The sequence below is a fragment of the Paracidovorax sp. genome, assembly GCF_057642795.1.
This window is the reverse complement of sequence record NZ_JBXYZY010000009.1, coordinates 134,270-140,328: the sequence shown is the minus strand read 5'-3', so window position 1 is coordinate 140,328 and position 6,059 is coordinate 134,270. Positions and strand designations below refer to the sequence as shown.

General features: G+C 65.7%; 5 protein-coding genes and 1 tRNA gene. All 6 read right to left on the bottom strand.

Features of this window, described 5'->3' with window-relative positions:
• Positions 1 to 239 precede the first annotated feature (239 nt).
• A tRNA-Ser gene (locus AC3A84_RS05455) sits at positions 240 to 332 on the bottom strand.
• 41 nt (positions 333 to 373) lie between these two features.
• Complete coding sequence (locus AC3A84_RS05450; RefSeq protein ID WP_487968623.1) at positions 374 to 1,642, bottom strand: aspartate kinase; 1,269 nt, start codon at positions 1,640 to 1,642, stop codon at positions 374 to 376.
• 118 nt (positions 1,643 to 1,760) lie between these two features.
• Positions 1,761 to 2,714 carry a tRNA lysidine(34) synthetase TilS gene (gene tilS / locus AC3A84_RS05445; RefSeq protein ID WP_487968622.1) on the bottom strand — a complete coding sequence of 318 codons (954 nt, stop codon included), beginning with the start codon at positions 2,712 to 2,714 and terminating at the stop codon, positions 1,761 to 1,763.
• A gap of 126 nt (positions 2,715 to 2,840) precedes the next feature.
• Positions 2,841 to 3,818: an acetyl-CoA carboxylase carboxyltransferase subunit alpha gene (locus tag AC3A84_RS05440; RefSeq protein WP_092939166.1), complete on the bottom strand. Its 978-nt coding sequence runs from the start codon at positions 3,816 to 3,818 to the stop codon at positions 2,841 to 2,843.
• Between the two features lie 94 nt (positions 3,819 to 3,912).
• Positions 3,913 to 4,578: a DNA-3-methyladenine glycosylase family protein gene (locus AC3A84_RS05435; protein ID WP_487968621.1), complete on the bottom strand. Its 666-nt coding sequence runs from the start codon at positions 4,576 to 4,578 to the stop codon at positions 3,913 to 3,915.
• 53 nt (positions 4,579 to 4,631) lie between these two features.
• Complete coding sequence (gene cysS / locus AC3A84_RS05430) at positions 4,632 to 6,017, bottom strand: cysteine--tRNA ligase (protein ID WP_487968620.1); 1,386 nt, start codon at positions 6,015 to 6,017, stop codon at positions 4,632 to 4,634.
• Positions 6,018 to 6,059: the final 42 nt, after the last annotated feature.

Here is a 6,059-nt window from a genome sequence, read left to right as displayed (position 1 = left end):
TGATACTTCGCCGGCGGAGTTCGAGAGACGCCATTCCCAACGGCTCAAAAGTGTCTAGGGAATCCGGGGCGATTCAGAGCGCTACCCTGCTGCCCGGGCACGTCAGACACCGGGGATCCCCAAGGCAGACCAAATCCCGGCTGCAGAATCAAGCCAAACGGACCCGAGAAAGCGGGGCGGCGTCAACACAGCGACCAAAAGAAAAAAGCCCAAGTGAATCGATCACTTGGGCTTTATCTTGGCGGAAACGGAGGGATTCGAACCCTCGATGAGGCTCTACACCCCATACTCCCTTAGCAGGGGAGCACCTTCGGCCACTCGGTCACGTTTCCAATCCAGCTATTATGCCTCAATTTGAGGCCTCTTTAGCCAATCAAGCTGTGGGTTGGTCCAGTTCGAACGCCTTGTGCAGGGTGCGCACGGCCAGTTCAACATACTTTTCGTCGATGACGACCGAGGTCTTGATTTCAGAGGTCGAGATCATCTGGATGTTGATGCCCTCTTCGCTCAACACGCGGAACATCTTGGCGGCCACGCCCACATGGCTGCGCATGCCGATGCCGACAATGCTCACCTTGCAGATCTTGGCGTCGCCCACGACTTCCTGGGCCCCCAGCGCTGGCAGCACCTTGTCCTTGAGCAGGTCGATCGTGCGGGCGTAGTCGCCGCGGTTCACCGTGAAGCTGAAGTCGGTCTTTCCGTCCTTGCTCAAGTTCTGGATGATGACGTCCACCTCGATGTTGGCGTCGGCCACGGCGCCCAGGATCTGGTAGGCGATGCCGGGCGTGTCGGGCACGCCGAGGACGGAGACCTTGGCCTCGTCGCGGTTGAAAGCGATGCCGGATACGACGGCTTGTTCCATTTTTTCGTCTTCCTCAAAAGTGATCAGCGTCCCGGAGCGGGCTTCTTCGTCGATGTCGATGTCCCAGGGCGTGAAGCTGGAGAGCACGCGCAGTGGCACGCGGTACTTGCCGGCAAATTCCACCGAGCGGATCTGCAGCACCTTGCTGCCGAGGCTGGCCATCTCCAGCATTTCCTCGAAGCTCACGGTGGCCAGGCGGCGCGCTTCCTGAACCACGCGCGGGTCGGTCGTGTAGACGCCATCCACATCGGTGTAGATCAGGCATTCGGCGGCCTTCATGGCGGCGGCGACAGCGACGGCGGAGGTGTCGGAGCCGCCGCGGCCCAGCGTGGTGATGTGGCCGTGCTCGTCGATGCCCTGGAAGCCCGTGACGATGACGACCTTGCCAGCGGCGAGGTCGGCGCGCACGCGCTTGTCGTCGATGGATTCGATGCGGGCCTTGGTGTAGGCGCTGTCGGTGCGGATGGGCACTTGCCAGCCGGCGTAGCTCACCGACTCCATGCCTTCGGCCTGCAGGGCGATGGCCAGCAGAGCGGAAGAAGCCTGCTCGCCGGTCGCGGCCAGCATGTCGAGTTCGCGGTGATAGGCGGAGCTGGCACGCGAAGGCGCCAAGTCTTTGGCCAGCCCGAGCAGCCGGTTGGTTTCGCCACTCATGGCGCTGGGCACCACCACCATCTGGTGGCCTGCCCGAGCCCACTTGGCCACGCGCTTGGCGACGTTGCGGATGCGCTCCGTGGAGCCCATCGACGTGCCGCCGTATTTATGAACGATCAGTGCCATTGGATTTCTGGATTGACGAGCCCCGAAGGGCCGGGCGCGAAAGGATGAAGAAGGAAAAGGGAAGGAATGCACGCGTTCTGGCGCGCCGCCGGCTTGTGCAAAAGCCGGAAACCAGAACCTAGGAATTGTACCAACCGAGCACCGCTCCCTCGCGCACGGCGAAGCCCCCGCCCACGCGGAGGTGGATGCGGTGACCACGCGTGGTGCAGGCCGCGATCTGGGACTGCAGCTGGGCCAGCTGGGCGGTGGATGCGGCCACGCCATGCGCCGTGCGCAGCCAGTGGCGCAACACGTTCGCCTGCCGCGCATGGCTCAGCCCCTGCAGGGCAGCGATGCGCGGCGGTGCCCCGCCGCAAGCGGCCAGGTCGATGGCCGCCAGTTCCTGCAGCAGCTCGCCAGCCTGCGCGGCGTGGGCCGCACTGCGCGCGAAGGTGTCGCGGAACTGAGGGAACACCTCGTCCAGCACCGGCAGCAGTTGGCGCCGGATGCGGTTGCGGGTGTAGCGTTCGTCGGCGTTGGTGGGGTCCTCGACCCAGCCCGCGCCTTGCGCCTGCAGCCAGGCGCGTACGTCCCGGCCGGCCACCCGCAGCAGGGGCCGGTGCCAGGTGATGCCGCCGCGCTTCCACCGGGCGGGCATGGCGGCCAGGCCGGGCGCGCCCGCGCCGCGCGAGAGCGCCAGCAGCAGGGTCTCGGCCTGGTCGTCGGCATGCTGGGCGATTGCTATGTTTTCGATAGCTGGCTGCCCACACTGTGCGCCGGCCAGTGCCGCCAAAGCCTGATAACGGGCCCGGCGGGCCGCATCCTCGGGACTCTGGCCGGGCTGGGGCCGCCCGTCGGTGCGCTGGGTGCGCAGCAGGATGCCCAGGGACTGGCACAGCGCCGCGCAGTGCGACTCGAACCCGTCGGCCGCCGCCTGCAGGCCGTGGTGGACGTGCAGCGCGACGACCTGTCCCGGCCAGCGCGCATGGCAGGCCAGCAGCAGCGCGGTGGAATCAGCGCCGCCGCTCAGGCCCACGCCCAGCGGCAGACCGGGGGCGAAGGACTGCAGGGCGGCGTCGAGGGATTGGGTCATGCGGTGCGCCCTACCCTGCAAAACGCAGCGGCCGGCTGCCCCACGCCCCAGAAAAAAGCGGCCCCGCAGGGCCGCTCGTGGCAGGTGGTCGGCGCCGGGTTCACGGCCGCCACGCACCCCGCTGCGTCAGCGGGCTTCAGCCTTGGTGTCGTTGAAGCGGCCATAACTCTGCAGCCGGTCGTAGCGGCGGTCCAGCAGATCCTTGGTCTTGAGGTCGGCCAGCTGGCGGTAGGCATCGCCCAGCGCGCGCTTGAGGAACGCGGCCATCTGCTTGGCGTCGCGGTGGGCCCCGCCCACGGGCTCGCTCACGATCTTGTCCACCAGGCCCAGGGCCTTCAGCCGGTGCGCGGTGATGCCCATGGCGTCGGCCGCGTCCTGGGCCTTGTCGCCCGTCTTCCAGAGAATGGACGCGCAGCCTTCGGGGCTGATGACCGAGTAGATGGAGTACTGCAGCATGATGACCTGGTCAGCCACGCTGATGGCCAGCGCTCCGCCGGAGCCGCCTTCGCCAATCACGGTGGTGATGATGGGCACTTCGAGCTGCGCCATCTCGAAGATGTTGCGGCCGATGGCCTCGGACTGACCGCGCTCCTCGGCGTCGATGCCGGGGTAGGCGCCGGGGGTATCGACGAAGGTAAACACCGGCAGCTGGAACTTCTCGGCCGTCTTCATCAGGCGCAGAGCCTTGCGGTAGCCCTCGGGACGGCTCATGCCGAAGTTGCGCGCGGCGCGCTCCTTGGTGTCGCGGCCCTTTTGCTGGCCAATGACCATGCAGGGCTGGCCGTTGAAGCGGGCCAGCCCGCCGACGATGGAGAGGTCGTCCGCAAAGTGGCGGTCACCGTGCATCTCGACGAAATCGGTGAAGATTTCGCCCACGTAGTCCATGGTGTAGGGACGCTCGGGGTGGCGGGCGATCTTGGTGATCTGCCAGGGCGTGAGGTCGCCGTAAATATCCTTGGTGAGCTGATGGCTCTTCTTGCTGAGCTGATCGATCTCGTCGGAGATGTCCACTGCGCTTTCCGTTTGCACGTAGCGCAGCTCTTCGATTTTGGATTCGAGCTCAGCGATGGGCTGCTCGAAGTCCAGGAATGTTTTCTTTGCCAACTTGATTCTCCTTGGGCGGGATGGGGTGCCCAGTCTTTTGTGCTGCAGATACGTGCGACGAAACGGCGCCTTGGGAAGAGGCCCAGGCGCCGGATCAGTAGTCCACAGGCAGGGGAGCGAGAGATCGCCAAATATACCAACTCGCCACGCTGCACCAGGGTTTCCACGCATCGGCCACCTCGCGCGCATCGCTGCGGCTGACAGGGTCGCCGGAAAAATAGTGCTGGCTGATGCCACTGATGAGGCTGGCGTCGTCGAGCGGCAGCACGTTGGGCCGCGCCAGATGGAAGATGAGGAACATGTCGGCCGTCCAGCGGCTGATGCCGCGGATGGCGACCAGTTCGCGGGTGATGGCGTCATCATCCATTGCGCCCCAGTCCTTGACGTGCAGGCGGCCGGAGTCGAAGTGCAGGGCCAGGTCCACCAGGTAGTCCACCTTGCGAGCAGACAGGCCCGCCGAGCGCATGTCGTCCACCTTGAGCTTGAGCACGTTGGCCGGCGTCATGGCCTGCGGCAGCGCGGCAAAGGCGTCCCACACCTTCTGAGCCGAAGTCACGGACACCTGCTGGCCGACGATACTGCGCGCCAGGGTGGTGAACGCATCACCACGCTGGCTGAGTGCGACGTCGCCCAGCTCGGGGATCAGCCGCTTCATCACGCGGTCGCGCTTCATGAGGTGCTTGCAGGCCTCGGCCCAGTATTCAGGCGCGAGTGCTACGGGCGCCATGTCCAACGCCACTATCTTTTTGCTAGGAGCCACCGCTTATCCCACCTGCGCCTGCGGCCGATTGAGCTGAAGGACAAAGAAAAAACTCATTGCGCAGCCTCCCAGGTCGTCCCGGCGGCCGAATCCTTGAGCACGATGCCTCGCGCCAGCAGCTGGGCGCGGATGCGGTCGGCCTCGGCGAAGTCGCGCCCGGCCTTGGCTGCTGCCCTGGCGGCGATCAACGCCTCGATGGCGGGCTCGTCGAGCGTCGTCGCACCGGCACGCAGAAAGGCCTGTGGATCGCCCTGCAGCAGCCCCAGGCACCCGGCCAGCGCCTTGAGCAGGCCGGCAGCCTCTGCGGAGCGGGTGCGGTTGACCTCGCCCGCGAGCTCGAACAGCACGGCGACGGCCTCAGGCGTGCCAAAGTCCTCATCCATGGCCGCCTTGAAGCGGGCGGCAAAGGGGTTATTGGCCCAGTCGATGGCCGCGACTTCCGCCGGAGCCACCAGGCTCAGCGCGGTATAGAGACGCTTGAGCGCCTGGCGTGCGTCGTCCAGATGCGCGTCGCTGTAGTTGAGCGCGCTGCGGTAATGGGTGCGCACGATGAAAAAGCGCACGGTCTCCGCGTCGTACTTGGCAAGCACGTCGCGGATGGTGAAGAAGTTGCCGAGCGACTTGCTCATCTTCTCGTTGTCCACCCGCACGAACCCGTTGTGGACCCAGAAAGCAGCCAGCGGCTTGCCCGTGGCACCTTCGCTCTGGGCGATCTCGTTCTCGTGGTGGGGGAACTGCAGGTCGGCCCCGCCGCCGTGGATATCGAAGCTCTCGCCCAGCGTGGCGCAGCTCATGGCCGAACATTCGATGTGCCAGCCCGGGCGCCCCGTGCCGAAGGGGCTGGCCCACTTGGCCTCGGGCGGCTCCTCGGGCTTGGCGGACTTCCAGAGCACGAAGTCGAGCGGGTCATCCTTGCCTTCGAGCACGGCCACGCGCTCGCCGGCACGCAGCTCGTCCAGCGACTTGCCCGAAAGCTTGCCGTAGCCGGGGAACTTGCGCACCGCATAGTTCATGTCGCCGCTGCTGCCCTGGTAGGCCAGGCCCTTGTCCTGCAGCTTGCCGATCAGCGCCAGCATCTGCGGCACGTATTCGGTGGCGCGCGGCTCGATGGACGGCGGCTCGATGCCGAGCTTGCCGATGTCTTCGTGCATGGCGGCGATCATCTCGTCGGTCAGTTCGCGGATGGTGATCCCGCGCTCCACCGCGCGGCGGATGATCTTGTCGTCGATGTCGGTAATGTTGCGCACGTAGGTCACGCGCAGGCCGCTGCTTTTGAGCCAGCGCTGGACCACGTCGAAAGCCATCATCATGCGAGCGTGGCCGATGTGGCACAGGTCATAGATCGTCATGCCGCACACGTACATGCGCACGTGGCCAGGCTCGATCGGAACAAAGTCTTCCAACGCACGCGACAGCGTGTTGTAGATACGCAAACTCATCGGGAATATCAGTCAGGGTCTGGGGATGTGCAGCCAACCCTC

Coding starts and splice junctions, on each gene's coding strand:
- AC3A84_RS05450 (WP_487968623.1), bottom strand. CDS start 1,642: ATGGCACTGATCGTTCATAAATACGGCGGCACGTCGATGGGCTCCACG.
- tilS (WP_487968622.1), bottom strand. CDS start 2,714: ATGACCCAATCCCTCGACGCCGCCCTGCAGTCCTTCGCCCCCGGTCTG.
- cysS (WP_487968620.1), bottom strand. CDS start 6,017: ATGAGTTTGCGTATCTACAACACGCTGTCGCGTGCGTTGGAAGACTTT.